This is a genomic window from Kribbella sp. NPDC048915 (genome assembly GCF_040649595.1).
GTDB lineage: Bacteria > Actinomycetota > Actinomycetes > Propionibacteriales > Kribbellaceae > Kribbella.
In genome coordinates this window covers 14,053-38,902 of the sequence record NZ_JBEZFT010000001.1, presented here as the reverse complement: position 1 = coordinate 38,902, position 24,850 = coordinate 14,053, and the positions used below count along the sequence as shown (strand labels likewise).

The 24,850-nt window shown below is 69.3% G+C and carries 25 protein-coding genes and 1 tRNA gene; 16 read left to right on the top strand and 10 right to left on the bottom strand.

What is annotated here, in order from left to right; all coding sequences use genetic code 11:
- Positions 1-14: 14 nt before the first annotated feature.
- Positions 15-176: a PspC domain-containing protein gene (locus AB0B82_RS00200; RefSeq protein WP_360160736.1), complete on the bottom strand. Its 162-nt coding sequence runs from the start codon at positions 174-176 to the stop codon at positions 15-17.
- 439 nt (positions 177-615) lie between these two features.
- Here AB0B82_RS00200 and AB0B82_RS00195 point away from each other — a divergent pair.
- Positions 616-687 (top strand) — tRNA-Arg (locus AB0B82_RS00195).
- 311 nt (positions 688-998) lie between these two features.
- Entirely contained in the window at positions 999-1,916 is a 918-nt protein-coding gene (locus AB0B82_RS00190) for an aldo/keto reductase (protein WP_360160734.1), read from the top strand.
- A gap of 19 nt (positions 1,917-1,935) precedes the next feature.
- Here AB0B82_RS00190 and AB0B82_RS00185 read toward each other — a convergent pair whose 3' ends face one another.
- The 4 genes from AB0B82_RS00185 to AB0B82_RS00170 are packed head-to-tail and all read right to left on the bottom strand — an operon-like array spanning position 1,936 to position 5,694.
- On the bottom strand, positions 1,936-2,865 hold the full coding sequence (locus AB0B82_RS00185) for an SDR family NAD(P)-dependent oxidoreductase (RefSeq protein ID WP_360160732.1): 930 nt from the start codon (positions 2,863-2,865) through the stop codon (positions 1,936-1,938).
- Positions 2,862-3,299, bottom strand: coding sequence for an SRPBCC family protein (locus AB0B82_RS00180; RefSeq protein WP_360160730.1), 438 nt, complete (start codon positions 3,297-3,299; stop codon positions 2,862-2,864). Before AB0B82_RS00180 ends, AB0B82_RS00185 begins: the two co-directional genes overlap by 4 nt.
- The gene (locus tag AB0B82_RS00175; protein WP_360160728.1) at positions 3,296-4,813 is read right to left on the bottom strand and encodes an SDR family oxidoreductase; all 1,518 of its coding nucleotides are present in this window, start codon (positions 4,811-4,813) and stop codon (positions 3,296-3,298) included. The genes AB0B82_RS00180 and AB0B82_RS00175 overlap by 4 nt, the downstream gene beginning before the upstream one ends.
- Positions 4,810-5,694, bottom strand: coding sequence for a B12-binding domain-containing protein (locus tag AB0B82_RS00170; protein WP_360160726.1), 885 nt, complete (start codon positions 5,692-5,694; stop codon positions 4,810-4,812). The genes AB0B82_RS00175 and AB0B82_RS00170 overlap by 4 nt, the downstream gene beginning before the upstream one ends.
- Before the next feature lie 95 nt (positions 5,695-5,789).
- On the opposite strand from AB0B82_RS00170, the gene AB0B82_RS00165 reads away from it, so the two are divergent.
- Genes AB0B82_RS00165 through AB0B82_RS00155 form a run of 3 tightly spaced genes read left to right on the top strand, consistent with a single transcriptional unit; the run spans position 5,790 to position 9,018 of the window.
- The gene (locus tag AB0B82_RS00165) at positions 5,790-7,037 is read left to right on the top strand and encodes an FAD-dependent oxidoreductase (protein WP_360160724.1); all 1,248 of its coding nucleotides are present in this window, start codon (positions 5,790-5,792) and stop codon (positions 7,035-7,037) included.
- Positions 7,034-7,768 (top strand): DUF1365 domain-containing protein, encoded by a 735-nt coding sequence (locus AB0B82_RS00160; RefSeq protein WP_360160722.1) that lies wholly within the window; start codon positions 7,034-7,036, stop codon positions 7,766-7,768. Before AB0B82_RS00165 ends, AB0B82_RS00160 begins: the two co-directional genes overlap by 4 nt.
- Positions 7,765-9,018, top strand: a complete 1,254-nt coding sequence (locus AB0B82_RS00155; protein WP_360160720.1) for a cyclopropane-fatty-acyl-phospholipid synthase family protein — start codon at positions 7,765-7,767, stop codon at positions 9,016-9,018. The genes AB0B82_RS00160 and AB0B82_RS00155 overlap by 4 nt, the downstream gene beginning before the upstream one ends.
- Here AB0B82_RS00155 and AB0B82_RS00150 read toward each other — a convergent pair.
- Positions 9,004-9,537, bottom strand: coding sequence for a helix-turn-helix domain-containing protein (locus tag AB0B82_RS00150; RefSeq protein WP_360160718.1), 534 nt, complete (start codon positions 9,535-9,537; stop codon positions 9,004-9,006). The genes AB0B82_RS00155 and AB0B82_RS00150 overlap by 15 nt on opposite strands.
- 99 nt (positions 9,538-9,636) lie before the next feature.
- On the opposite strand from AB0B82_RS00150, the gene AB0B82_RS00145 reads away from it, so the two are divergent.
- Positions 9,637-11,136, top strand: a complete 1,500-nt coding sequence (locus tag AB0B82_RS00145) for a serine hydrolase domain-containing protein (RefSeq protein ID WP_360160716.1) — start codon at positions 9,637-9,639, stop codon at positions 11,134-11,136.
- Here AB0B82_RS00145 and AB0B82_RS00140 read toward each other — a convergent pair.
- The 3 genes from AB0B82_RS00140 to AB0B82_RS00130 are packed head-to-tail and all read right to left on the bottom strand — an operon-like array spanning position 11,108 to position 13,278.
- Entirely contained in the window at positions 11,108-11,746 is a 639-nt protein-coding gene (locus tag AB0B82_RS00140; RefSeq protein ID WP_360160714.1) for a maleylpyruvate isomerase family mycothiol-dependent enzyme, read from the bottom strand. The genes AB0B82_RS00145 and AB0B82_RS00140 overlap by 29 nt on opposite strands.
- Before the next feature lie 18 nt (positions 11,747-11,764).
- Entirely contained in the window at positions 11,765-12,952 is a 1,188-nt protein-coding gene (locus AB0B82_RS00135; protein ID WP_360160712.1) for an RNA polymerase sigma factor, read from the bottom strand.
- The gene (locus AB0B82_RS00130; protein WP_360160710.1) at positions 12,949-13,278 is read right to left on the bottom strand and encodes a YciI family protein; all 330 of its coding nucleotides are present in this window, start codon (positions 13,276-13,278) and stop codon (positions 12,949-12,951) included. The genes AB0B82_RS00135 and AB0B82_RS00130 overlap by 4 nt, the downstream gene beginning before the upstream one ends.
- 83 nt (positions 13,279-13,361) lie before the next feature.
- On the opposite strand from AB0B82_RS00130, the gene AB0B82_RS00125 reads away from it, so the two are divergent.
- The 4 genes from AB0B82_RS00125 (at position 13,362) to AB0B82_RS00110 (ending at position 17,837) form a co-directional block, all read left to right on the top strand.
- Complete coding sequence (locus tag AB0B82_RS00125; protein ID WP_360160708.1) at positions 13,362-13,739, top strand: VOC family protein; 378 nt, start codon at positions 13,362-13,364, stop codon at positions 13,737-13,739.
- Between the two features lie 71 nt (positions 13,740-13,810).
- The gene (gene zwf, locus AB0B82_RS00120; protein WP_360160706.1) at positions 13,811-15,307 is read left to right on the top strand and encodes a glucose-6-phosphate dehydrogenase; all 1,497 of its coding nucleotides are present in this window, start codon (positions 13,811-13,813) and stop codon (positions 15,305-15,307) included.
- 102 nt (positions 15,308-15,409) lie between these two features.
- The gene (gene cobF, locus AB0B82_RS00115; protein ID WP_360160704.1) at positions 15,410-16,180 is read left to right on the top strand and encodes a precorrin-6A synthase (deacetylating); all 771 of its coding nucleotides are present in this window, start codon (positions 15,410-15,412) and stop codon (positions 16,178-16,180) included.
- Between the two features lie 82 nt (positions 16,181-16,262).
- Positions 16,263-17,837: a carboxylesterase family protein gene (locus tag AB0B82_RS00110; RefSeq protein WP_360160703.1), complete on the top strand. Its 1,575-nt coding sequence runs from the start codon at positions 16,263-16,265 to the stop codon at positions 17,835-17,837.
- 16 nt (positions 17,838-17,853) lie between these two features.
- Here the strand turns inward: AB0B82_RS00110 and AB0B82_RS00105 are convergent, their stop codons facing one another.
- Complete coding sequence (locus AB0B82_RS00105; protein ID WP_360160701.1) at positions 17,854-18,321, bottom strand: MarR family transcriptional regulator; 468 nt, start codon at positions 18,319-18,321, stop codon at positions 17,854-17,856.
- A gap of 115 nt (positions 18,322-18,436) precedes the next feature.
- Between AB0B82_RS00105 and AB0B82_RS00100 the strand changes: the two genes are divergently transcribed.
- The 6 genes from AB0B82_RS00100 (at position 18,437) to AB0B82_RS00075 (ending at position 24,848) form a co-directional block, all read left to right on the top strand.
- Positions 18,437-19,540, top strand: a complete 1,104-nt coding sequence (locus tag AB0B82_RS00100) for a precorrin-3B synthase (RefSeq protein ID WP_360160699.1) — start codon at positions 18,437-18,439, stop codon at positions 19,538-19,540.
- Positions 19,537-20,166 carry a precorrin-8X methylmutase gene (locus AB0B82_RS00095; protein ID WP_360160697.1) on the top strand — a complete coding sequence of 210 codons (630 nt, stop codon included), beginning with the start codon at positions 19,537-19,539 and terminating at the stop codon, positions 20,164-20,166. The genes AB0B82_RS00100 and AB0B82_RS00095 overlap by 4 nt, the downstream gene beginning before the upstream one ends.
- Entirely contained in the window at positions 20,163-21,689 is a 1,527-nt protein-coding gene (locus AB0B82_RS00090; protein ID WP_360160695.1) for a precorrin-2 C(20)-methyltransferase, read from the top strand. Before AB0B82_RS00095 ends, AB0B82_RS00090 begins: the two co-directional genes overlap by 4 nt.
- A gap of 78 nt (positions 21,690-21,767) precedes the next feature.
- Positions 21,768-22,466 carry a hypothetical protein gene (locus AB0B82_RS00085; protein WP_360160693.1) on the top strand — a complete coding sequence of 233 codons (699 nt, stop codon included), beginning with the start codon at positions 21,768-21,770 and terminating at the stop codon, positions 22,464-22,466.
- Between the two features lie 230 nt (positions 22,467-22,696).
- On the top strand, positions 22,697-23,302 hold the full coding sequence (locus AB0B82_RS00080) for a hypothetical protein (protein ID WP_360160691.1): 606 nt from the start codon (positions 22,697-22,699) through the stop codon (positions 23,300-23,302).
- Positions 23,303-23,966: 664 nt separating this feature from the next.
- A complete protein-coding gene (locus AB0B82_RS00075; protein WP_360160689.1) occupies positions 23,967-24,848 on the top strand; it encodes an SDR family oxidoreductase in 882 nt (293 codons plus the stop codon).
- The last annotated feature ends 2 nt before the right edge of the window (positions 24,849-24,850 follow it).

Below are 24,850 nucleotides of genomic sequence, written 5' to 3'. Positions count from 1 at the left end.
GACGGCATCAGGAATCAGAGCACGACGTAGATCAGGAACTGTGGCCCGGGCAACAGGCAGCTGATCACGAAGATCAGCCGCATCGTGTTGGCCGAGATACCGAACCGGCGAGCCAGTCCGGCGCAGACACCGCCGATCCACCGACCGTGTACCGGGCGAACCAGAGAGCTGGCCATAAGAACCGTTTCCTTTCCGCTGTCAGGCTTACGTCCACTATGACGGTGCCCATCCGTCATCTGATCCCACGCCACGGACGATCCAGGGTCCACTCAGGGCCAACCCGTACGCCCCCGGTCGCACCACAAACCCCGACCCACACCCCCTGAGCCCCACGCGGTCACTCCGCAGCACCGCCCCAGCCACCCACCAACCCCGGTCAGCGAACTCCGGGACTGTGGGACTCCAGGGACTGTGGGACTCCGGGACTGTGGGACGTCGTACGGGTGACGGGACCGCGAACAGCTTCCGGGGGCTTGAACAGGCTGCGGGGGCGTTGAACACGAAATTGCCTGTTCGAGCCCCCCACGAGCTGGCGGGTGGTTCCTGTTCCAGCCGAACGGCGGGGTCAATTCGGGATTTGGGCCGGGTTCCTGCTACTGTTCTGCACGTTCCTGAGCCCCCGTAGCTCAGGGGATAGAGCACCGCCCTCCGGAGGCGGGTGCGCAGGTTCGAATCCTGCCGGGGGCGCAGACGATCTGGGCGATCTGTGTCGACGAACCGTCGACTTGGATCGCCCATCGTGCTTTCTGGGGTGCGACTCCCAAACCCCGCCCGGCGGGGCTCCGCCCCCGGACCCCCGATGCATGTACCGGTGGCATGTGGTCGCACGAGGGCGCCCCGTCAGAGAATCATTCGGTCCCGCCGCCGCAGTACGCCGTAGTGCTGTCAGGCCGGGGCCGGTTGTGGAAGTCGGCCGGCCCCTGCGCCACCTCGCCGTACCTTCGTGAACGCCGCGACGAGCAGCCCTCGCACTCCCACGCGCCATCCGAATCGCCTCGATGACGCTCGCGGCTCACCCTCTTCAGCACCGCCGGACGCCGAGTCGTGAGAATCGGCTGCCGGCGACAACCACCATCCACGACTCGGCGAGCACCCGGCGCGACGACGTGGTGCTGGCGACGAAGTTCGGCTTGCCGATGGGCACGGACCCGAACCAGAGCGGCGCCTCCCGCCGCTGGATCATGCAGTCGGTCGAGAACAGCCTGCGCCGGCTCGGCACCGACCATCTCGACCTGTACCAGCTGCATCGGCCCGACCACGACACCGATCAGAGCGAGACCCTGTCCGCGCTGTCGGATCTGGTGCAGGCCGGCAAGATCCGGGCGTTCGGCGCGTCGATGTTCCCGGCGGAGACGATCGTCGAGGCACAGTGGGCGGCCGAGCGCCGCACCACGCACCGATTCCTCACCGAGCAGTGCATGTACTCGATCTTCACCCGCCGGGCGGAGGCATCGGTCTTCCCGGTCACGCAGCGGTACAACCTGGGCGTGCTGACGTTCGGCCCGCTGAACGGCGGCTGGCTCTCCGGCCGCCGCAACCACACCGCGAGCCACCGGGCGTCGATCCGCCCGTCCAGCTACGACCCGTCGACCCCGACCGGTCAGGCCAAGGCCGCGGCAGCGGACAAGCTGGCAGCCCTGGCGGCCGAGGCGGGTATGACGCTGCCGCACCTGGCGACCGCGTTCGTACGGCGGCATGCGGCGGTGACGGCGGTGCTCATCGGACCACGGACGCAGGAGCATCTGGACAGCCTGCTGTCCGCCGCCGACGTCGTACTGTCCGACGATGTGTTGGACCGGATCGACGAGATCGTCCCACCGGGTACCGAGCTCGACCCGGCGGACAACTACGCCGCCACTCCCCCGGCGATCGAGAACGCCCGCCTGCGCCGTCGCCCGCTCACGCAGGCCGCCTGACGCCGGCCGGTGATGCAGGTCAGCTGATGCCGGCCGCAGCGCGGCAGTAGTCCCAGCAGCGGCGCACGTCGGCCTCGGAGTGCTCGGTGTGACGCACGTAGTGGGCCGGGCGGGTCTGGCGGTCGTGCCAGAACTTGCCGGTGGGCAAGGTGTGATCGGTCGCGGCCAGCCAGACCGTAGTGTCGGCCCCTTGGGCTGCAGTGCGGAGCAGCGGCCGGGTGAGGCTGGTGAAGAACGGCAGTGAGTCGGTCAGCCCGGGTGTCTGCGACCAGCCGGGGTGCATGGTGCCTACGAAGGTAGGAGCCAGGTCAGCGGCCAGGAGCGGAGTCAGCGCGACCTGGATGCGTTTGCTGCGCGCGTACGCCGTTGCGCCGCGGTACGTGCCGTTGCGGTACTCGGGGTCGTCCACAGGCAGCTGCTGCGTGTACATGCCACCAGACGCGACCAGGACGACACGGCCACCGGTGAGCCGCGGACGGAGCAGCTCGGTGAGGAGGAGCGGGCCGAGCACGTGGGTCGCGAGAGTCAGCTCGTGGCCCTGGGGCGACTCCTTGCGTTCGGGCGGCATGACTCCGGCGTTGTGCACCAGTACGTCGATGCGGCCGGTGAGGGTGGCGGCGTAGCGGCGTACGGAATCCAGGTCGGAGACGTCGCATTCGTCCACCACGAAAGTCGCGTCTGGCACCTCGGCCCGCAGGTCAGCGACGGCATCGGCCGCTTTGGCCGCATCACGCACCACGAGGCGAACAACAGCGCCTAGACCAGCCAGCCCCGCGGCGGTCGCTTTGCCGAGGCCGCCGCGGGCGCCGGTGACCACCGCGGTCTGGCCGGCCAGCGCGTTCGGTCGTGGGTCGTCAGCGGGCCACGACCTGCTCCGCAAGCGATACCCGAGCTTGGTGTACCCAGGGACGACGGTCCGGTCCAGAACCGTGTCCAGCGCGCGGCTCATGCGGCCAGCCGTCCGAGCGCGTTGCGTAAGCCTTCCTCGGCTTCGTCGCCGAGCCGGTCGAACGACTTGCGCAGAAACGGTCCGGCGAGCCGGGCGAGGCCTTTGAGCTCGAACTCGGCGCGGTAGGTCACCCGTGTGTGGTGCGACTCGCTGTGCAACGTCATGGTGTCGTGGGCAACGATCGTCCGGTTCTCGCCGCGCAGCATGATCCGCTCCGGCTGCTCGTGCTCCTGGACCACATAGGTCAGCTCCGTCTCCCGCCCGTTGAAGCGGGACGTGTTGTGGTACGTCGTACCGACGCCGCCGTCGCCCGAGACCAGCGTGGTGCGGACTGTGCCCGGGTCCCACTCCTCGGTGCTGCGGAAGTCGGACAGGTAGTCGAAGACCCGGCCGCGGTCGGCGGTCACGGTGACTTCGCGTTCGATGACGATCATGATCTGTCCTCCGGTTGTCGAGCAGGTCGAGCAGGTCGGTGCAAAGGCTGTGGGGCGGGTTGTTCGGCGGCGTGGGCGATGTTGCGTTGCATGCCGCCGAAGACGACGTCGTGGAACGGCCGGATGGCCGCCCAATACAGCTCCCCCGGCAGACCACGGGGATGGAAGAGGGCACGTTGGCGGAACAGCGTCCGACCGCGGTCGTCAGTGCCGACGTGCAGCTCGAGCCACGCCTCCCCGGGCAGCCGCATCTCCGCGCGCAGCCGCAGCAGCCGGCCGGGCTCCAGCGCCTCCACCCGCCACCAGTCGAGTGGGTCGCCGACCGACAGCTTGTCCGGGTGCAGCCGGCCACGGCGGAGACCAGGTCCACCGACGACCCGGTCCAGCAGGCCGCGGGTCCACCAGCCGAGTCGCCACGAGTACCAGCCGCGGTCGCCGCCGATGCCCTCGATGACCTGCCACAGCCGCTCCGGTGGCGCATCGACGGCTTCGGAGCGTTCGTCGACATACAGCGAGCCACCTGACCACTGCGGATCGCTGGGCAGCGGATCGCTCGGTGCGCCAGGTGTCAGCGCGGACGCCCAGGACGTGGTGACGTCCAGGTCCTGCACCTTCTTCAGCGCGAGCTGTACGGCGCGCTCGAAGCCGATGCCGCCTTCCGGCCGCGGCGGAACGTATTGGTCGATGTCGTGTTCCTTGCAGACCACCTCGTGCACCAGGCTGTCGACCAGCGGCCGCGCGATGCCGCTCGGCACCGGCGTGACCAGGCCGACCCAGTGACTCGACAGTCCGGGTGTCAGCAGCGGGATGGTCACGATCCGCCGGGGCCGCAGACCGGCGACCCCTGCGTAGCGCTGCATCATCTCGCGGTACGTGAGGACGTCCGGTCCACCGATGTCGAAGCCACGGTTCACGTCGGCGGGCATCTGGGCGGAGCCGACCAGGTAGCGCAGTACGTCGCGGACCGCGATCGGCTGGATCCGCGTGTCCAGCCAGCGCGGCGTGACCATGACCGGCAGCCGCTCGGTCAGATACCGCAGCATCTCGAAGGACGCCGAGCCGGAGCCGATGATGACGGCGGCACGCAGCACGGTGGTCGGTACGCCGCTGGCCAGCAGGATCTCGCCGACCTCACGCCGGGAGCCGAGGTGCGGCGACAGGTCCTCGTCGTCCGGGTGCAGTCCACCCAGGTACACGATCCGGCTGACGCCTGACTCCCGGGAAGCGGTGCCGAAGGCCAGCGCGGTACGCCGGTCGCGCAGCTCGAAGCGCCGCCCGGAGCCCATCGCGTGGATCAGGTAGTACGCGACGTCGACGCAGTCCAGTGCGCGGGTCAACGCAGTCGGGTCGGACGCGTCGCCGGCCACCACGTCGACCTGTGATCGCCAGGGACGCGTGTCGAGTCGCTCCGGGTGCCGCGCCAGGACGCGGACGTCGTACCCGGCGGCGAGCAGCTCCGGTACCAGCCGGCCGCCGATGTAGCCGGTGGCTCCGGTGACAAGAACGCGTGTCACCGGTCCGCCAATCGCTCGGCGGCACTCACAGGGTCCAGTTCGACGTACTGGGCTCCCACCGCGGCGGCGAGCTCCGGAGAGGCACCTGCACCGGCCAGGGCGACCGACCGGGCCTGTCCGAGCCGGACGAGGTCTGGGCGGATGGCATCGAAGCGCGCGCGGTCGGTAGCCGACAGCACGACCAGGCCCGGGTCCACCGTGGCAGCTGTGCGTTCGACGTCGGCCATCGGGGAGTCGGCACCGAGGTAAACGACCCGCCAGCCGGAGCGGCGCAGTACGAGGCCAAAAGACATCAGGGCGATGTCGTGCAGCTCACCGGGCGGACACGCGAGCAGGGCGCGCGGTCCGCGTCCGGCGCCCCAGCCTGTCGCCAGCGCGGCGAGGCGGGACCTGATGAGGTTGCTGGCGAAGTGCTCCTGGCCGACCGATACCTCACCGCTCTCCCAGCGGTCGCCCAGCTCGTGCAGGTAGGGCATCAGCACGTCACGGATGACCGCCTCCACAGACAACGCACCGAACAGCTGATCCAGCACCGCATGCGCAGCACGCTCGTCCAGAGCATCCAGCGCAGCGCGCAGGTTCGTCGGACCGCCCGCCTCGGCCAGCCGGGCGACGAGGGGGTCAGGTGCCGGCGGGGCAGTCTGCGGCTCTGCCAGGACCGCACGTGCCGCTTCAGCAGCAGACAGGCCTTCCGACAGGTACGACTGCATGCGCTGCACGCGCCGCACGTCGGCATCGGAGTACAGCCGGAAGCCGCCCTGCGACCGCGTCGGCGACAGCAGGCCGTACCGCGTCTCCCAGGCGCGCAGAACGTGCTCGCTGACGCCGGCGCGCTTGCTCAGCGCGCCGATTCGCAGACCACCCGGCATCGAACTCTCCATGGCGAACACTATACAGACTCTGTACATACCTTTGACAAGAGGGGAGCACTCTGCCTAATCTTTAGACAGACCTTAGACAAGCAGGAGGCAACACCATGACCGAATCCGTAGCTGTGATCGGCGCCGGCGTATCCGGCCTGACGGCTGCCTACCTGCTCGACCGGCAGTACAACGTGACGCTGTTCGAGGCGGAAGGCCGCCTCGGCGGGCACGCGCACACCCAGGACGTCACCGATCCGGCCGGACGCCCGCTGGCGATCGACACCGGCTTCATCGTGCACAACACGCGCACCTATCCGCTGCTGCGCAAGCTCTTCACCGAGCTCGCCGTGCAGACGCAACCGACCGAGATGAGCATGAGCATCAGCGACCCGGCCAGCGGTCTGGAATTCGCCGGCGGTCGCGGTGTCGGCGGCGTGTTCGCCCAGCCGCGCCGGCTCGCCGATCCGCGGTTCCTGCGGCTGCTGGCCGAGGTGCGGCGCTTTCACCGGCGCGCGGCGGCGTACGTCGCACGCACCGGTGACGACGACCTCACGACGCTCGGCGAGTTCCTGAGGGCCGAACGCTTCAGCGCGGACTTCACCCGGCTGTATGCCGTCCCGGTCGTGGCGTGCGTGTGGTCCTGCGGTGGCACGTCCGCGCTGGCGTACCCGGCGAGGTACCTGTTCCGCTTCCTCGACCACCACGGCATGCTCGCCCTGGGCGGCTCACCGCAGTGGCTGACCGTCACGGGCGGCTCCCGGCAGTACGTCGACGCCGTCGCCGCGCACATCGGCTCGGTGCGGAGCGGCGTACCTGTGCGCTCGGTGCGACGGCACCCGGACGGCGTGACCGTCACTGTTGCGGACGGCAACACGATGGAGTTCGACCGGGTCGTGCTGGCCACGCACGCCGATCAGGCCCTGGACCTGCTCGCGGACGCATCGCCTGCGGAGAAGACGGTGCTCGGTCCGTTCGAGTACAGCCACAACGCGACCGTGCTGCACACCGACTCGTCATTGCTGCCGGCAACGAAGAGCGCCCGCGCGTCGTGGAACTACGTGGTGCGGTCCGGTGCGCCGCTCACGACGTACTGGATGAACAAGCTGCAAGGTCTGGACACCGACGAGACCTACCTGGTCACGCTGAACGGTGCCGACGCGGTCGACCCGGAGCGGGTGATCGCGCGGATGGACTACCGACACCCCATCTACACCCCGCAGGCAGTCGCCGCCCAGAGCAAGCTGGCCGGCCTCAACACCGACCGGATCGCGTTCGCCGGGGCGTACCACGGCTGGGGCTTCCATGAGGACGGCTGCCGCTCCGGCGTCGCGGCCGCCGAGTCCTTCGGGGTCCGCTGGTGACGGTCGCCGAGTCGCTCCCCACACGACCGGCGATCGTTACCGGCTTCGTCCGGCACGGGCGGTCCATGCCGACGCGGCATTCGTTCCGCTACCGCGTCTACCAGTGGCTGATCGACCTGGACGACGTACCCCGGCTGCCGTGGTACCTGCGTCCGCTCGCCCGCTTCGACGCGCGCGACCACCTCGCCGGACGCGGCCCGACACTCAAGGCAGACCTGCAGCGCTACCTCGCCAGTCAAGGTGTCGAGTACGACGGCCGCGTGCTGATGCTCACCAACGCGCGGGTACTAGGTCACGTCTTCGACCCACTGACCGTGTACTGGTGCCTGGACAGCCCGTACGTCGTCGCGGAAGTGCACAACACCTACGGCGAACGGCACGTCTACCTGCTCACACCAGATGCGAACGGCACTGCCGAGACCGCCAAGCAGTTCTACGTCTCACCGTTCAACGACGTTTCGGGCCGCTACGAGTTGCAGTTCCACCTGGACAGCGACCACGTGCGGGTGCAGGTCAGCCTGGCGCGCGGCGGCCGCACTGTCTTCGGCGCGAGCTTCGACGGCGTACCGAGACCGGCCAGCCGGCGTGCGGTCCTCACCGCTGCGCTACGGATGCCGCTGATGTCGCAGCGGGTGTCTGCCCTTATTCGACTGCACGGGGTCTGGCTGTGGGGACGCCGGCTTCCCGTGATGCCACGACCCCAGCACCAGGTCCAGGAGGGACTTCGATGAGCACACTGACCGTCGCACAACCACTCTGCCTGCGACACCCCGCTCTGCGGCCGCTGTGTGTCCGCGCGCGGGCCGCCCGGCTGATCGTCGACCAGATGCTCGACCGGACGCCGGTACGGGCGATCTACCCGGACGGTACGGTCCGTGGCGGCGGTGGACCGGACGCACCGGTACTGCGGATCGTCCGCCCGGACTCGCTGTTCGAGCGACTCGCGCACAACCCGAAGATCGGCATCGGCGAGGCCTACATGGCCGGTGACTGGGCCGCCGGCGACGGCACCGACCTGGGCGCCCTGCTGACACCGTTCGCGGCACACGTCGCGCACCTAGTACCCCCTGCGCTGCAACGATTCCGGCGGCTGGTCGATCGGCGGGTACCGCGGAACCAGCGCAACACGCCGGACGGTGCGCGCGACAACATCAGCGCGCACTACGACCTGAGCAACGCGATGTTCGCGGCGTTCCTGGATCCCGGGATGACGTACAGCTCCGCGCTGTTCGACCGCGACGTACCGCCGGCCGGCCAGGACCTCGAAATCGCCCAGAACCGCAAGGTCGAGCGCATCCTCGACTTGGCCGACGTCGGCGCTGGTAGCCGCGTGCTGGAGATCGGGACGGGCTGGGGCACGCTGGCGATCGCCGCGGCACGGCGTGGCGCCTTCGTCACCGGCATCACACTGTCGACCGAGCAGCTCCAGCTGGCCCAGAAGCGAGTGGCCGAGGCCGGACTGACCGAGCGGGTCGAGCTGCGGCTACAGGACTACCGCGCGGTGACCGGCGAGTACGACGCCGTGGTCAGCGTGGAGATGATCGAGGCAGTCGGCGAGGAGTACTGGCCGGACTACTTCAGCACGTTGAACCGGCTGCTGGCGCCGGGCGGAAGGATCGCGCTACAAGCGATTCTGATGGAACACGACCGGATGCTCGTCACCCGGAACTCCTACGGCTGGATCCAGAAGTACATCTTCCCGGGCGGACTGATCCCGTCCCGGACCGCGATCGACGACACAGTGGCGCGTCACACCGGCCTGGTGGTCGACGACGACTACCGGTTCGGCCAGGACTACGCGGAGACGCTGCGGCGCTGGCGGCGTCAGTTCAACGCCAGCTGGCCGACCGTCCGGGCAGAGGGCTTCGACGAGTCGTTCCGACGGGCATGGGAGTACTACCTGGCCTACAGCGAGGCCGGCTTCGCCTCTGGCTACCTCGACGTCGCACACCTGCGTTTGACGCGCTCAGCTGTCCGGTAGCGCGAAAACGGACAGTACTACCCGATCCTTGCCCGGGGCCTCCGCCAGGTAGGGCTCGACGAGCTGAGCAAAGCCGTCCTGGATGGTTGCCAGGTCGTCCCGCTCGACGTACAGCGCGAGCTGGGAGTAGCCCAGCTGGTCCAGCCGCGCGGACAGGTCTTCGCTCGCGACCATGCGATCGAAGTCGGCCGCCAGCCTGGTCAGCATCATCAGGAACGCCTGCCGGTGCTGCTCCGGCGTCATGGCGCGCGCTTCGCGCTCGTCGATGCGGCCGACCTTGGTCTGGTCCAGGCTGAGGGTGCGTTCGGTCGTACCGCGGATCTTGCGCTCCCGAACCACCGTCAGGTAGCCCGCGTCGATCAGTGCGGCCACGTGCCGGTACAGCGTGGTCGTGGGGACGTCGGGCAGGTCGCGTTTCAGGTCCGTCGTGGTGACCTCACGGCCGAGCACCCGCTGGACGATACGCCAGCGGACCGGGTGCAGCAGGACGTCGAGCACCGGGGTCGGCGACTCCTCCATCGACCCTCCATCAGGGTTCTTTCAGGGTATCCATTGATACCAACAGTGGTAATAATAGCGGCATCGGAAGCAATCCCACTCGCTCGAGGAGACGTTGACGTGCCGCTCACCCGTCGTACCGTGCTCAAGTCCGCGGCCACTGCCGTACCGGTGGCCGCATTGTCCACCCTGCCCGCCTCGGCGTCCCGGGTTCGGGAACCGGCCGTGGTCGGCCGGCTGTTCGAGAAGGTCGAGGCGGGGCTCGCGAAGTACGCGATTCCCGGCGTGGGCCTCGGCGTCTGGTACCGCGGCCGGGAGTACGTCCGCGGCTTCGGCGTCACCAACGTGGACACCGGTGACGCGGTCACCGCGGACACCGCGTTCCGCGTCGGATCGACCAGCAAGACGTTCACCGCGACCGCGATCATGCGGCTCGTCGAGCGCGGGCGGATCAGCCTGGACCGGCCGGTGCGCGCGTACCTGCCGGACTTCGCGACGCAGGACCCCGCAGTCGCGCAGCGGGTCACCGTGCGGCAGTTGCTGAACCACACCGCCGGCTGGCAGGGCGACTACTTCGAGGACACCGGGCAGGGGGACGACGCGCTCGCGAGGTACGTCGCCGGTGTCGCCGAGATCCCGCAACTCACGCCACTGGGCAAGGTGTTCTCGTACAACAACGCGGCGATCGGCGTGGCCGGCCGGATCATCGAGGTGGTCACCGGCAGGTCGTACGAGGACGCCACCCGCGCGCTCGTCCTGGACCCGCTGGGCCTCGGGCACAGCCGGTTCTTCCGCAGCGAACTGGACGGGATCAGCATCGCGGACCCGCACAACAACGTCGACGGGAAACCGGTGGTCGAGCCGTCGTTCGACGCGATGCCGCGGGCGCTGCACTCGATCGGCGGCCTGTACTCGAGCGCACGGGACCAGCTGCGGTACGCCCGGTACCACCTCGGCCACCGGGAGGTACCTCGGCTGCTGAGCGAGCGCGGCCGACTGGCGATGCAGTCGCACCCCGGTCCGGGCGGCACGCTGTTCGTCGAGCTGAACGGTGTCGGCGTCAGTTGGATGCTGCGTCCGACGGCTCAGCATCCGACCGTGGTGCAGCACGGAGGTGACTGGTACGGGCAGCACTCCGGCTTCCTGTTCGTACCGGAACGAGACTTCGCCATCACCTTGCTGACCAACTCCGAGAGCGGGCCTGCACTGGTCGCGGAGCTCTTTGCGGACGACTGGGCGCTGCAGGAGTTCGCCGGTGTCAGCAACCTGCCCGCCGTACCGCGTGAGCTGCCGCGCCGTCAGCTGGCCGAGTACGCCGGCACGTACGTCTCCCAGCAGATCGGACCCGACGGCAAGCCGGAGGACCTCGGACTCGACGTCACACCTGATGGCGGCGAGCTGGTCGCCGGCGTGGGCGGGGAGACGCTGCTACGGCTTGCGTTCTACCGCAAGGACTACGTCCTCGCGCTGAACCCGGACGGCTCCCCCACCCACGTCCGCGCCAACTTCGTCCGCGGCCGGAGCGGACAGGTCGAGTGGCTCCGGTACGGCGGCCGCCTGTTCCGCTACCACCCGTCCGGAGCCCGTCAGGTCACGGCGTTCCGCCACCGCACGCTCTAGTGAACCTCGTGGCCGGCTCGCCCGACAGGTGATCCGGCGGCAGGTGGCGACCGCTCAGGACGAGCAGGAGGTCCTGAGCGGTGCCGGTCACCGGTGTGCCGGCGCCGTACGTCCAGTCGAGGTCTGTGGCCTGCAGCTGTACGTCGGTGAGGTCGACACCGAAATACTTGGGCTGACGAGGCCCCGCCGCGTCGAGGACGATCCGGAGCCGGTCGAGCGGCACGCGACGATCGATGCCCAGTGCAACCGTGATGTCGAGTCCGTGGATCACGTCGTGCGACAGCGATCCCTCGTAGCCGCCGCCCGGCGGCTTCCACGGGTGGCTGATGTTCTGGCGCAGACAATCGACCAGCTGGGCCGGTGTCAGCTCCACAGCATCACGGCGCGCCTGGCGATCGGCGTACCGGTTGAAGCTCCCACCGGCACGCAGCATCCCGAGCACGACCTTCGGCGTCGAGATCCGGTACGGCGTCGTGATGTGCGCGACCACCTCACGCACCCGCCATCCCGCGCACAGCGTCGCTTTGTCCCAGTCGTCGTCGGCCAGCCCGGCGAGTACGTCGGTCAACTCTGCTCGCTCAGCTGCCACAGCAGCTCTGATATCCGTCATGCCCCACCGACGAAGGACTCAGGCGCGGACAGACACCTCCCGCAACCTTTTCTCCAGGTATCTGCGCTCGGCGTCCGTGGTCGCCAGGGCGAGGGCCTCCTCGTAGGCCTTGACCGCCTCGGGCCGGCGCTCCAGCCGACGCAAGAAGTCAGCGCGCGTGGCCGGGAGCAGGTGGTAGCCCTTCAGTCGGCTGTCGGCGAGTTCGTCGACCAGGTGGAGGCCTACGGCGGGACCGTCGGCCATACCGATCGCTACGGCTCTGTTGAGAGCTACTACCGGTGTTTGAGGTAGCTGGGCGTAGAGGGCCGCGATCCGGGACCAGTCCGTGTCGGCTGCGGTGCGGGCCGTGGCGTGACACGCGGCGATCGCGGCCTGGATCTGGTACGGCCCGTGGTCGCTGCGGAGAAGTGCGTTGTCCAGCACTGCGACGCCTTCGGCGATCTGGGCGTGGTCCCAGCGGGTGCGGTCCTGTTCGTCCAGTGTGACCAGCGCACCGTCGGACGTCAGGCGGGTCTCGCGTCGCGCGTCGTGCAGCAGCATCAGCGCCAGCAGCCCACCGGCCTCTGGCTCGTCCGGCATGAGCTGGACGAGCAGCCTGGCCAGGCGGATCGCCTCACCGGTCAGTTTGCTCCGGACGACATCGGAGTACCCCTCGTTGAACAGCAGGTACAGCACCGCGAGTACGGCAGGGGTCCTCTCCGGCAGCAGGTGCGCCGGCGGTACGCGGTACGGGATGCCCGCGTGCTGGATCTTCTGCTTCGCCCGGGTCAGCCGCTTCGACATCGTGGTCTCCGGCACCAGGAACGCCCGCGCGATCTCCGCCGTACTCAGACCGGCCAGCGTCCGCAGCGTCAGCGCCACCCGGGCCTCCATGGCCAGCGCAGGATGACAGCACGTGAACATCAACCGCAGCCGGTCGTCCGGTACGTCGTACGGCGCCTCGGGCTCCTGCGGCGTGGCGGCGAGCTGCTGGAGTTTCCGCGCGCCCACTGCCTCGCGACGCAGCCAGTCGATCGCACGGTTCCGCGCGGTCGTCGTCAGCCACGCGCCGGGGCGGTCCGGCACGCCGTCTCGCGGCCAGCGCTGCAGTGCGGCGGCGAACGCCTCCTGCGCGCACTCCTCCGCCAGGTCCCAGTCACCGGTCAGCCGGATCAGCGTGGCGACCACCTGGCCCCACTCCTGCCGGTAGATCTGTTCGAACGTCACACCGGGGGCTCCAGCACGGGCCTGATCTCGATGGTGCCGTACCCGGCCGCAGGGTGCTTCGAGGCGATCTCGATCGCCTCGTCGAGGTCGGCGCAGTCGATCAGCACGAAACCACCGATCTGCTCCTTCGTCTCGGCGAACGGCCCGTCGGTGAGCAGCAGCTCGCCCTCGCGCACCCGTACCGTCGTCGCCTCGTCCGGCGGCCGCAGCCCGGCACCGCCGGCCACGACGCCGCGCTCCGCCATCTCCTCGGACCAGCCGCCGCACCCGTCGTTCGCATGCGCCGCCGCGGATTCGTCCCCACAGATCATCAGCAGGTACTTCACCGTCCCATCCTCGCAGGTCTAGCGTCGGCAGCAAGGAACTTCGTCAGGAGCTCGTCAAGGAGCTCGTCGGGAGGGGTACGACGATGACTGGACGGATCGTGCACTTCGAGGTGCCGTACGAGGACGGGGAGCGGGCGCGGACGTTCTACCGCGAGGCGTTCGGGTGGAACCTGAGCGAGATGCCCGAGATGGGCTACACGATGGTGACGACCGGACCGGTCGACGAGCAGGGCAGGCCGACCGAGCCGGGGTACATCAACGGCGGGATGTTCCAGCGCACCGAGGACCTGACCAGGCCGGTGCTGACCCTCGACGTGCCGGACATCGACGCAACGCTGAAGGCGGTCGAGAGCCTGGGCGGCGAGCCGGTCCGCGAGAAAATGGCGGTCGGCGACATGGGCTACGCGGCGTACTTCAAGGACCCGGAGGGCAACATCCTGGGCCTGTGGCAATCGGCCTGACACCTGGCTGTCACCGGCGCGACCTAGACTGCGAAGAGTGTTGGTACCGGTGGCGTCCTCGGGAGGACTGAATGCCTGACCGTACTCAGACCATTGCCTATCCGGCCCCGGGATCGCGACCGGCGCGGCGCGACCAGGAGCAGCTCGCGCCGCACGTGATCGTGCTGTTCGGCGCCACCGGCGACCTCGCCAAGCGCAAGCTGCTGCCCGGTCTGGCGTACCTGCAACAGTCCCGGTTCGCGCCGGACGTGCGGATCATCGGGACCGCCACCGAGGACATCAGCTGCGACGAGTTCCGCGAGCGCGCCCGGCAGGCGGTCGAGACGTTCGGCACCCACAAGCTGAACGACGAGCAGTGGGCGCAGTTCGCCGACCGGATCGAGTACGTGCCGGTCACCGCCGGGCCGGAGGCGCTGGCGTCCGCGGTCAAGGCTGCCGAAGAACTGCTCGGCCCGGACGCGCGCCGCCTGCACTACCTGTCGGTGCCTCCAAAGGCCGCGCAGTCGGTGATCGCGATGCTCCGCGACGCCGACCTGGTCGAGCGCGCCCGGGTGGTGATGGAGAAGCCGTTCGGTGACGATCTGGCCAGCGCGATCGAACTGAACAACTTCGTCCACGAGACCTTCGACGAGTCGCAGATCTTCCGGATCGACCACTTCCTCGGCAAGGAAGCCGCGCTGAACATCCTCGCGTTCCGGTTCGCGAACGGTCTGTTCGAGCCGATCTGGAGCCGCAACTTCATCGACCACGTCCAGATCGACATCCCGGAGTCGCTCGGCCTGGACCAGCGCGCCACCTTCTACGAACCGACCGGCGCATTCAAGGACATGGTCGTCACGCACCTGATGCAGGTGATGTCGTTCGTCGCGATGGAGCCGCCGACGGCCCTGGAGCCGCGGGCGATCTCGGAGGAGAAGAACAAGGTCTTCCGGTCGATGCTGCCGATCGACCCGAACTGCGTCGTCCGCGGGCAGTACGCCGGGTACCGCAGCGAGGACGGCGTCGCGCCGGACTCCGACACCGAGACGTTCATCGCGCTCAAGGTCGAGATCGACAACTGGCGCTGGGCGGGCGTGCCGTTCTACCTGCGCACCGGCAAGAAACTGGCCGAGGGCCTGCGGATCATCTCGATCGCCTTCAAGGAGGCGCCGAAGACGATGTTCCCGGCCGGCTCCGGGGTCGGGTCGGAGGGCCCGGACCACCTGACGTTCGACCTGGCCGACTCGTCGCGGGTCTCGTTGTCCTTCTACGGCAAGCGGCCCGGTCCCGGCATGCGGCTGGAGAAGCTGTCGATGCAGTTCTCGACGCAGGAGACCGAGAGCGCGGGCGACGTCCTCGAGGCGTACGAGCGCTTGATCCTGGACGCCATGCGCGGCGACCACACGCTGTTCACGACCGCCGAGGGCATCGAGTCCCTGTGGGAACGCTCCGCCCCGCTCCTCGACAACCCGCCGCCGGTCAAGCCGTACCAGCCCGGTACCTGGGGCCCGAACGCGATCCATCAACTCATCGCCCCGCGCGCCTGGCGCCTGCCCTTCGAACGCGAATGGCGCCAGGCAAAACCGTAGCGTCGCGCGCCGTCGTCCTCCGTGACAACGACCAGCTCCGCGGGCAATTCACCCGCTGACCTCGCGTCAGCGCGACGGCAATGGCTCCCGTACGCTGCGGGCATGCGGGAGATCTTGGTGGTTGGGGTCGGCGCGGGCGATCCAGAACAGGTGACGGTGCAGGCCGTGACGGCACTGAACCGGGTCGATGTGTTCTTCGTGCTGGACAAGGGTGAGGTCAAGCAGGAGCTCGTCGACCTGCGCTCGGAGATCCTGCGGCGGTATGCCACCAGCAAGCAGTACCGCGTGGTCGTCGGCCAGGACCCGGAGCGCGATCGTACGGCGTCGGCGTACGTCGACGCTGTGGACGACTGGCGGCGGCGCCGCGCCGACGTGTGCGCGCAGCTGATCGCCGACGAGCTCGGTGCGGACGAGGTCGGGGCGTTCCTCGTGTGGGGCGATCCGTCGCTGTACGACAGCACGCTGGCGATCCTCGACGACATCCTGGCGCGCGGCGAGCTCGAGTTCTCCGTCGAGGTGATCCCCGGCATCAGCAGCGTGTCCACGCTCGCCGCGCGCCACCGCGTCGGCCTGAACCAGGTCGGCCGCCCGATCCAGATCACCACCGGCCGCCGCCTGGCGAAGGAGTGGCCGGACGGTGTGGACGACGTCGTGGTGATGCTGGACGCCCAGACCGCGTTCACCGAACACGTCGACCAGGACGCGGAGATCTACTGGGGCGCGTACCTCGGCACCCCCGACGAATTGCTCATCTCCGGCCCGCTGCGCGAAGTCGCCCCGGAGATCGAGAAGACCCGCGCCGAAGCCCGCGACCGCAAGGGCTGGATCATGGACACCTACCTGCTCAGGCGACGCACCTCAGGCATGCCCTAGGTGCGTGCCCTAGACCAAAGTCGTAACCGATATGGCCGCTGGGGCGACGCGGCCGACAGGTCTGCCGACCGATGGTGTCGGCATGACGAAGCAGAGACTGATGGGTATGGCAGGGGCCGCGGGGCTGGTTGCGGCCGGCTTGGTCGCGGCGGGCGCCGGGCCAGGGGTGGCGGCGGTGCAGCGGGGCGGGGTGGTGCGGGGCGGGGTGGTGCGGACCGACGCGGGGCTGGTCGGCAGCAAGGCGGTCGGGGATGCGTTGGTGTACGACGGAATTCCGTACGCCGCTCCCCCGGTCGGCGCGCTGCGGTGGAAGGCGCCGCAGCCCGTGCGGCCGTGGTCCGGCGTACGGGAGTCGAAGCCGGGCAACGTTTGCGCGCAACAGGCGAACGCCGAGGTGCCCGACGGGTCGACGTCCGAGGACTGCCTGTACCTGAACGTCACCACGCCGAAGAAGCCGGCCGGCACGCCGCGCGCGGTGGTGGTGTGGATCCACGGCGGCGGGTTCTTCTCCGGCGCCGGCAGCAGTTACGAGGCGTCGAAGTTCGCCGCCCGCGGCGACGTGGTCGTTGTCACGGTCAACTACCGCCTGGGCATCTTCGGCTTCTTCGGGTATCCGGGCCTGCCGGGCTCCGGTACGTTCGGCCTGCAGGACCAGCAGGCCGCGCTGCGGTGGGTGCAGCGCAACGCCCCCGCGTTCGGCGGTGATCCGCGCAACGTGACGATCGCGGGCGAATCCGCCGGCGGGATGAGTGTCTGCACGCAGCTGACCTCGCCGACTGCCAAGGGCCTGTTCGCGAAGGCGATCATGCAGAGCGGGTCGTGCGCGTTCGACTGGGCCCGCAACAGTCAGTACCCGGGCCAGACCGCCGACTCGCCGTGGATCCCGGTCAGCCGAGTACAACGGAACGGCCGGGAGTGGGCGGCCGCGAAGGACTGCACGACGCTCGAATGCCTCCGCACGTTGAAGGCCGACGCCCTCGTCGACGACCAACTCCAGTTCACGCAGATCGGGTACGGCGGGACTCCCGTCGTACCGCTCGCCCCGGCGAAAGCAATGCGCGCCGGACTGTTCCACCGGGTGCCGATGATCTCCGGAAACAACCACGACGAGGCGAACGCCTGGCTGTCCGCGTTCGGCGAGATCAAGGACTATCCAGCGCTGGTGCGCAACATTGTCGGTGCAGCGAAGGCGCCGGAAGTACTGCGGCACTACCCAGAGGACCGCTACGAGTCTCCGGCGGCGGCGTGGGGTGCTGTGACAACGGACAGGCTCTGGTCGTGCTCGCAGGTCGCGACGGACCAGCAGGCGGCCCGCGAGGTGCCTGTGTACGCGTATGAGTTCGCTGACAAGCACTCGCCGATCGCAGCGCCCGGGCTGGGAGCTGCGCATGCCATGGAGCTGCCCTACTTGTTCCGGCTCGGTGGGCACGACTTTCCGATGTCGGAGACGCAGCAACTGCTGTCGAACCAGATGATCGACTACTGGACCGCGTTCGCCCGCACCGGCGACCCGAACGGCCCTGACCGACCACGCTGGTCCGCTACCGGCGTTCAGCACGTCAAGGGTCTGTCACTCGCACCAACGGACCAGGGCGGCATCCAGCGCGTCGATCTGACGGCAGAGCACCAGTGCGCGTTCTGGAACGCCCTGCGCTGAGCCAGGGCCTGGTAGGTCACCCACCGCGTTGCCGTGGCCGGCGCACCGGTTGCTGAGGGACCGGCGTGGCCAGCGGGCCGTCTACCAGCGTGACGAGCGACTCGACGAAGGTCCTGCGCTGTGCAGCGGTCAGCACGTCCAGCGCCTCGGCGTGAACACGGTCGACGATCTCCTGGCCTTCGGCCGCGATCCGGGCGCCGGCTCCGGTCACGGCGATGATGCGGGCGCGGCGGTCCGACGCGGACGGCCGCCGCTCCGCATAGCCGGCCTTCTCGAGAGCGTCGACGGTGGAGACCATCGTCGTCTTGTCCAGGTACGCGAGCTCGGCCAGCTGGATCTGCGTACGCTCGGCCTCCAGCGCACACCGCAGCACGTGGTGCATCCGCGGTGTCAGGCCGATTCCCGAGAGCGCTGCGGCCAGCTGCGTCTCCAGGACATGCCCCGCACGCGTGAGATAGCCGCTCAGGTCGGGAACGTGCGCCATACCGTCGAGGTTAGCCGCGGATCGTCCGCCAATGGATGATCCCGAGCCAGATCATCCAGCCGGTCCCGGCTGTGGGGCAGAACACAGCAGGAATCGGCCACGTAGCATCACCGCTGTGGCGAGGAGCGAAGGCGATCGGTGCCCTGGTGTGCTGGCGGTGCACCAGGCCGCGGACGGCGGTCTCGCGCGCGTACGGGTCCCGGGCGGGCGGCTGACGTCCGAGCAGGTCGACGTACTGCGTCGAGCTGCCGCCGACCTCGGGGACGGTCGCCTGGAGCTGACATCGCGCGCCAACGTCCAGCTAAGGGGACTGCGCCCTGACGGACCACGCCAACTGTCCGACCGGCTGTATGCCGCCGGGCTGCTCCCGTCCCTCCAGCACGAGCTGGTGCGCAACATCGTGGCATCGCCGCTGTCCGGTCTGGACCAGCGGTCGCGGTACGACGTACTGCCCGTGGCGACCGCACTGGACAGAGCGCTGTGCAACCGGCCTGCTCTGGCTGACCTGCCTGGACGCTTTTTGTTCACGCTGGATGACGGGCGTGGCGATCTGGCCGATCTGAAGGCTGATGTCGCCGTACGTGCGCTTGACGACCAGTCTGCGTTGCTGAGCCTCGGAACGCGGGCAGTTGGCGTGCAGTGGGATCAGGTGCCGGAGCTGATGCTGGCAGTGGCCCAGGCGTTCCTGGACGTGCGCGACCAGGAGTGGCGGATCGCTGAGGTCCCCGACGGCGCCGGGCGGATCCTGCAGCGCCTCGGCCTGCAGTCAACGGAGGACGTGCCTACCAAGGCCACACAACTGACCGCAGGTCGGTATGGGAGCGCTCTGGTGGTGACCGTGCCGCTGGGCAGTCTGACGCCGGAGCAGGCGGCTGCACTATCCCAAGCCGGCGACGACATCCGCATCACGCCCTGGCGATCTGTCGTGGTGCCAGTGAGCACGACCGGGCTGGCTGAGGTCGGGCTGGCGGAGGTCGGGCTGATCACCACGCCGGATTCGGTGTGGGAAGGTGTCACCGCCTGCGCCGGAAGGCCCGGCTGTGCCAAGGCGCTGGCTGATGTCCGCGCGGACGCCGCCCGGATGCTGCCGGAGCTGCGCAGGGACGGGCGGCGCGTGCACTGGTCGGGCTGCGAGCGGCGGTGCGGGAAACCGGCCGGCCGATTTGTCGATTTTCTTGCTGTGGGCAACGGCTATCTGATGGACGGGAAACGAGTGTGAGCTACGAGTACGAGCGGGACGGCGCGGAGATCTACCGGCGGTCGTTCGCGACGATCCGGGTCGAGGCGGCACTCGACGGCCTGCCCGCCGACTTGGCACAGGTGGCCGTCCGGATGATCCACGCGTGCGGCATGACCGACCTGGTCAAGGACCTCGCCTGGTCTCCCAGCGTGGTGAAGAGCGCCCGCACTGCCCTGCAGAACGGCGCCCCGGTCCTGTGCGACGCGCAAATGGTCGCGGCCGGCATCACCCGGCGACGACTCCCGGCCGAAAACGAGGTCGTCTGCACCTTGCAGGACCCGCGAACCGTGGAGCTGGCCCAGGAGCTCGGCACCACACGCAGCGCAGCTGCCGTCGACCTGTGGCTCGATCGCCTCGACGGTGCGGTCGTCGCGATCGGCAACGCACCCACCACGCTGTTCCGGCTGCTGGAGGTCATCGCAGCCGGCGCACCGCGGCCCGCAGCCGTGCTGGGCATCCCGGTCGGCTTCATCGGCGCAGCGGAGTCCAAGGAAGCCCTGGCAGCAAACGATCTCGGACTGGAGTACCTCGTGGTGAGAGGACGCCGGGGCGGCAGCGCGATCACCGCGGCCGCTGTGAACGCGATCGCGAGTGAGGCGGAGTGAGCGGGCGGCTGTGGGGTGTCGGGCTGGGACCCGGCGACCCCGAACTGGTGACGGTCAAGGCGGCGCGGCTGATCGGCGCCGCGGACGTGATCGCGTTCCACAGTGCGCGGCACGGGCGGAGCATCGCGCGCTCGGTCGCCGCGCCGTACCTGACACCGGGCCAGATCGAGGAGCACCTGGTCTACCCGCTCACCACTGAGACGACCGACCACCCTGGCGGCTACCAGGGCGCAATGGACGACTTCTACGCCGACTGCGCCGCGCGGCTCGCTGCGCACCTGGACGCGGGACGCGATGTCGTAGTGCTCGCTGAGGGCGACCCGCTGTTCTACGGCTCCTACATGCACATGCACAAGCGGCTGGCGGACCGGTACCCGTGTGAGGTGGTTCCGGGCGTGACATCGGTCAGCGCCGCGGCCGCCGTACTCGGACGTCCGTTGTGCGAGCGCGACGAGGTCCTGACCGTCCTACCCGGCACGCTGCCGCCGGACGTGCTGGCTGAGCGCCTCCGCTCGACAGACGCCGCAGCCGTGATGAAGCTCGGGCGCACGTTCAGCGGCGTACGGGAGGCGTTCGAGCTCGCCGGGCGCGCAGACGAGGCCTGGTACGTCGAACGTGCGACGACCGACGCGCAACGGACGGCGCGGCTCAACGACGTCGACCCGGACGAGGTGCCGTACTTCTCGCTCGCCCTGCTCCCGAGTCCGATCAACAACACGTTCACGCCACCTGAGCCGAAGACAGCCACCGACGGGTCGGTCACAGTGGTCGGGCTGGGGCCTGCGGGTCCGGACTGGATGACGCCGGAGGTCCGCGCCGCCATTGCGGGTGCGGACGACCTGATCGGCTACACGACGTACATCGACCGCCTGCCGGACCGGGCGCGGCAGCGCAAGCACGGCTCGGACAACCGCGTCGAGTCGGAGCGCGCCGCGTTCGCGCTCGATCTGGCCCGCAAGGGCTCCACAGTCGTCGTGGTGTCGTCCGGTGACCCGGGCGTCTTCGCAATGGCCAGCGCGGTAACGGAGGCCGCTGCGGAACCGGAGTACGCCGACATCGCCGTACGGGTGCTGCCTGGCATGACAGCCGCCCAGGCCGTCGCCAGCCGCGTCGGGGCACCGCTGGGACACGACTACTGCGTGTTGTCCCTGTCGGACCGGCTCAAGCCGTGGGAGGTGATCGCAGAGCGTCTGACCGCCGCAGCCCAGGCAGACCTCGCGATCGCGATCTACAACCCGGCATCCAAGTCTCGTACGTGGCAGGTGGAGGCAACGCGCGACCTGCTGCTCCAGCACCGCTCACCCGGTACGCCGGTCGTTGTGGGACGGGATGTCGGCGGTCCCAACGAAACGATCATCGTGACCACGCTGGCGAACCTGGACCCGCAAACGGTTGACATGCGGTGCCTGCTGCTGGTCGGGTCGTCACAGACCCGGACTGTGCCTCGCCCCGCCGGCACACTGGTCTTCACCCCACGTCGGTACCCGGCAACGGTGAGTGAGGACGTCCCAGGAGTCGGTTAAAGCTGGGTGCGGTGGGTGTCAGGTGCGGTGCGGACGGGTAGGGACCGCCCGAAACCGACCTGTGAGGAGCCCGCGGAGATGAGTCAGCAGTACCCCGGCGACACCGCCACGATCACCGCCCCCGCCGGCGACGGCAGCACGCAGAGCTACGAGGAGGCCCGCGCCGCCGCGACCCGGGCGATGAGCTCGATCGCGATCACGCCGGACCCGCCGCTCCGCACGCCGCCTGCCAAGACCGAAACCGACGCCGACGTCGATCCGGAACTGCTGTCGTATCGCGGGTTCAAGTTCGGCGCGGCCTTCTTCGGCTGGCTGATCGCGATCTCGATGTCCGTGCTGCTGACGGCGGCCGTCGCCGCGGTCGCGTTCGGCACCGCCCAGATCCTCGACTTCACCTACGGCGACGCGAAGGCGCAGCCCGGCGCCAGCCTGATCACCGCGGCCGGCGTCACTGTGTTCATGCTGGTCCTCGCGTTCTTCATCGGCGGATACGTGGCCGGGCGGCTGGCGCGCTTCGACGGCGGCCGGCAAGGCTTCGGCGTCTGGATGATCGCCGTCTTCGTCGGCCTGGTCGCCGGCGGCGTCAGCTGGTTCCTGGACAGCCAGTACGGCGTGGTCGACGAGATCACCCGGCCGGACGTCGCGATCTCCGACAACACCCTCCTGCTCGGGTCCGGTGTCGCCGCGGCGGCCCTCCTGGTCTTCACCCTCCTGGCCGCCATCGTCGGCGGCAAAACCGGCCGCCGCTACCACGACCGCATCGACGAACTCCTCTGAGCCGGTCTGCCGGCAACCACTGCTACGGACTCCTGCCGGCGGCGGCCGCCGGCATCTGCTGCTGGTAACGGCTGCTGGCTGACCGCTGCTGAGTGACCGCTGCTGAGTGACCGCTGCTGGGTAACCGCGGCTGGCTGACCGCTGCTGGCTGACCGCTGCTGGTGACGGGTGCTGGTTTCACCCGGGGGTACTGGGATGACACACGGGGCTTGTCCGGTGAGGAGAAGCTGATGACCCAGCAGCATGACGAAGACACCCGCGTCGAACGAATCGGGCCGTCCGAGCTGTTCGACGACGATCGGCGTACGGTCGCCGATCCTGATCGAGTCGAGGTCGACGACAGTCGTAAGGCCGGCAGCGGGTCGACGTTCTACGGCTGGCTGGTGGCGATCGGCATGATCGCGCTGCTGACCGGCATCGTCGGCGCCGTCGCGGCCGCGCTCGACTACGCACTCACGATCAACTGGACACAAGCACAAGACAGCGCCAGCACGGCCAGCACGGTCGGGATAGCCTCCATCGTGGTCCTGCTGCTGATCCTGGCGATCGCCTACTACGCAGGCGGATCCGTCGCCGGCCGGCTCGCCGGAGCTCGCGGCGCCCTGCACGGACTCGGCGTCTGGCTCCTCGGCGTCGTCGTCACCGCGATCGTCGCCGGACTCGCCGCAGTGGCCGGCGCGGAGTACGACATCCTGAGCCGGATGGACCTTCCGTCCGTCGCGATCACCGACGAGTACCTGACCACCGGCGGCCTGGTGGCAGTAGCCGCCGCAGCCCTGATCACCCTGATCGCAGCAGTAGCAGGCGGCCGCTCCGGCGCCCGCCGCACCCGCTGACCCCGACCTCCCCGCTGACCCCGGTCTCTCCGCCCCACTCGCCACACCCGCCCCACTCCCACACCCGCCCCACTCGCCACACCCGACCCACCCGACCCACTCGCCGTACCCGCCGCCCGGGGCCGACCGCCCGCGCTCGCGGACGCAAAGCCGGCCGACCCGGAACTCCGAGGTCAGATGCGGCGAGCCCCAGCCTCAGGCCCTCCCGCACCGGCCGGGACACCCCTCAGGCAGCTCCGCCCCCAGGCAGCTCCGCCCTCAGGCAGCTCCGCCCTCCGCCGTCCGGCACAACCCTCCACCTCACTGGGCAACCCCTCAAGTGGAGGGTTGCCCACTCAAATTTTGGCTGGGCAACCCCCTACTTCAATGGGCATCCCCTCGAGTGGAGGGTTGCCCATTGAACTGGAGGGTTGCCCATTCAGGTGGAGGGTTGCCCATTGAACTGGAGGGTTGCCCATTCAGGTGGAGGGTTGCCCACTCGAATTTCGGCTGGGCAACCCTCCAGATCGAGGGATAACCACTGAAGTGGAGGGTTCGCGCACGAGCCAGGCACCGTCCAGGGATCGGCGTGTGGTGGGAGGGGTCTCCGGCGCGTGCTGGGTCAGCGCTCGGGGCGGATCGCTGCTATCCGGGGTTCGGGTTGGGGTTGTGGGCGGTGGAGGTGGTGCGCAGGATCGAGGGCATGCGGCGGGTCGGGTTGGTTGTCGGTGGGACGAGCGGGATCGGTGCGGCTGTTGCGCGGCGGCTGGTTGCGGACGGGGTGGACGTGATCGCGGCGGGGCTCACGCCGGACGAGGCCGCGCTGAATCTGCGAACCCACCGCTCGCTGAACGACGCGGAGCCGGAGCTGCGAGCTCCCGATTCCCTGGACGACGCGGAGCCGGAGCTGCGAGCTCCCGGTTCCCTGGACGACGCGGAGCTGGACCTGCGAGCAGACAGTTCGCTGAAGCACGCCGAACTGGACCTGCAAGCAGACAGTTCGCTGGTGGAGGTGGAGCTGGACCTGCGAGCTGATGGGGCGCTGGAGGAGCTGATCGGGTCGCTGGAGCGGCTGGACGTGCTGGTGAACGCCGCGGGCATCATTCGACGTGGTGACGAGCACCGGCCGGAGGTGTTCCGGGAGGTGCTGGAGATCAACCTCACCGGCGCCATGCGGGCGGCTGAGGCGGCGCATGACCTGCTGGCTGCGCGAAGCGGCTGCATCGTCAACGTGGCCTCGATGCTGAGCTACTTCGGCGGCCCGCTGGTACCGGCGTACAGCGCGTCCAAGGGCGGGATCGTGCAGCTGACCAAGTCGCTGGCGGTCGCCTGGGCGCCGGACGGGATCCGGGTGAACGCGGTCGCACCGGGCTGGATCGCCACTGACCTGACTGCCGCGCTGCAAGCCGACCCGGTCGCCTCCGACCGGATCCTGTTCCGTACACCGATGGCCCGCTGGGGTACGCCGGACGAGGTGGCCGGCGTGGTCGCCTTTCTGGCCGGCCCGGACGCGGGCTTCGTCACCGGCGCCGTCGTACCAGTCGACGGCGGCTACCTGAGCATGTGAGG

What these genes read in the sequence shown, in the direction of transcription:
- AB0B82_RS00200 (WP_360160736.1), bottom strand. Translation starts at nt 176, where the DNA reads ATGGCCAGCTCTCTGGTTCGCCCGGTACACGGTCGGTGGATCGGCGGT.
- AB0B82_RS00190 (WP_360160734.1), top strand. Translation starts at nt 999, where the DNA reads ATGACGCTCGCGGCTCACCCTCTTCAGCACCGCCGGACGCCGAGTCGT.
- AB0B82_RS00185 (WP_360160732.1), bottom strand. Translation starts at nt 2,865, where the DNA reads ATGAGCCGCGCGCTGGACACGGTTCTGGACCGGACCGTCGTCCCTGGG.
- AB0B82_RS00180 (WP_360160730.1), bottom strand. Translation starts at nt 3,299, where the DNA reads ATGATCGTCATCGAACGCGAAGTCACCGTGACCGCCGACCGCGGCCGG.
- AB0B82_RS00170 (WP_360160726.1), bottom strand. Translation starts at nt 5,694, where the DNA reads ATGGAGAGTTCGATGCCGGGTGGTCTGCGAATCGGCGCGCTGAGCAAG.
- AB0B82_RS00165 (WP_360160724.1), top strand. Translation starts at nt 5,790, where the DNA reads ATGACCGAATCCGTAGCTGTGATCGGCGCCGGCGTATCCGGCCTGACG.
- AB0B82_RS00155 (WP_360160720.1), top strand. Translation starts at nt 7,765, where the DNA reads ATGAGCACACTGACCGTCGCACAACCACTCTGCCTGCGACACCCCGCT.
- AB0B82_RS00150 (WP_360160718.1), bottom strand. Translation starts at nt 9,537, where the DNA reads ATGGAGGAGTCGCCGACCCCGGTGCTCGACGTCCTGCTGCACCCGGTC.
- AB0B82_RS00140 (WP_360160714.1), bottom strand. Translation starts at nt 11,746, where the DNA reads ATGACGGATATCAGAGCTGCTGTGGCAGCTGAGCGAGCAGAGTTGACC.
- AB0B82_RS00125 (WP_360160708.1), top strand. Translation starts at nt 13,362, where the DNA reads ATGACTGGACGGATCGTGCACTTCGAGGTGCCGTACGAGGACGGGGAG.
- zwf (WP_360160706.1), top strand. Translation starts at nt 13,811, where the DNA reads ATGCCTGACCGTACTCAGACCATTGCCTATCCGGCCCCGGGATCGCGA.
- cobF (WP_360160704.1), top strand. Translation starts at nt 15,410, where the DNA reads ATGCGGGAGATCTTGGTGGTTGGGGTCGGCGCGGGCGATCCAGAACAG.
- AB0B82_RS00110 (WP_360160703.1), top strand. Translation starts at nt 16,263, where the DNA reads ATGACGAAGCAGAGACTGATGGGTATGGCAGGGGCCGCGGGGCTGGTT.
- AB0B82_RS00105 (WP_360160701.1), bottom strand. Translation starts at nt 18,321, where the DNA reads ATGGCGCACGTTCCCGACCTGAGCGGCTATCTCACGCGTGCGGGGCAT.
- AB0B82_RS00085 (WP_360160693.1), top strand. Translation starts at nt 21,768, where the DNA reads ATGAGTCAGCAGTACCCCGGCGACACCGCCACGATCACCGCCCCCGCC.
- AB0B82_RS00080 (WP_360160691.1), top strand. Translation starts at nt 22,697, where the DNA reads ATGACCCAGCAGCATGACGAAGACACCCGCGTCGAACGAATCGGGCCG.